This is a genomic window from Marinobacter sp. C7, from assembly GCF_022343555.1.
In the GTDB taxonomy this organism is placed as follows: domain Bacteria; phylum Pseudomonadota; class Gammaproteobacteria; order Pseudomonadales; family Oleiphilaceae; genus Marinobacter.
Genome location: NZ_JAKQZH010000034.1, coordinates 1 through 685 on the forward strand (window position 1 = coordinate 1; position 685 = coordinate 685).

The following is a 685-nucleotide window of genomic DNA, read 5'->3' on the forward strand; positions in this document are numbered from 1 at the left end:
GCGCCACCGAAGCCGTCATCGGCTGGCTGAAGCAGAACGGATGAGGTACACGGCTATGCTCCTTTTCTGAGCGGCCGGATTTTCGAGCCCTGCGTTTTTTGCATAGGGGCATTGCTCTTGCCCCACTGCCTCACTCCGGATCGTCCGCGTATATGTAGGTCAACAAGAGCGAAGCAATGACCAACACAGGAGACCGGACAATGAGCATGACCCGTTCCTTCAGCAACTGGCTCAAGTACCGCGAAACGGTTACCGAACTTGGCCGCATGAGCAACCGCGAACTGCATGACCTCGGCATCGACCGTCAGGACATCCGTCGCGTCGCCCGCAAGGCCTCGTTCTAACAAAGATTTCTGATCCGGGTTTGCCCGGATCAACATGAATATCGGAGTTGCGCTCTCCTCCTCCCGGCGCCCTCCGATCTCGGCCAGCGATACTCCTCCTCCCAGTCGCCGGCCGAACCGATGACGCCCACCGGATCCTCCTCCCCCGGTGGGCGTTTTCTTTTGTCTGCACACAATGCGACAAGGGCCTTTGACGCCCGCCCTCGGCCCCAAATGGCCGGAACGCGCCTCCCCTGAAATTCGGAATCTGCTAATTTTCTGAATTATTCTCGATAAATCTGATGCCTCCTCGTCTCTGTTCCGCTATGTTGCCAACACAACGGACGGAGGAGGCGATTGGC

General features: G+C 58.0%; 1 protein-coding gene. It reads left to right on the forward strand.

The window, feature by feature from the left end; all coding sequences use genetic code 11:
* The first annotated feature begins 200 nt into the window (after positions 1 to 200).
* Complete coding sequence (locus MD273_RS18555; protein ID WP_082074633.1) at positions 201 to 344, forward strand: DUF1127 domain-containing protein; 144 nt, start codon at positions 201 to 203, stop codon at positions 342 to 344.
* Positions 345 to 685: the final 341 nt, after the last annotated feature.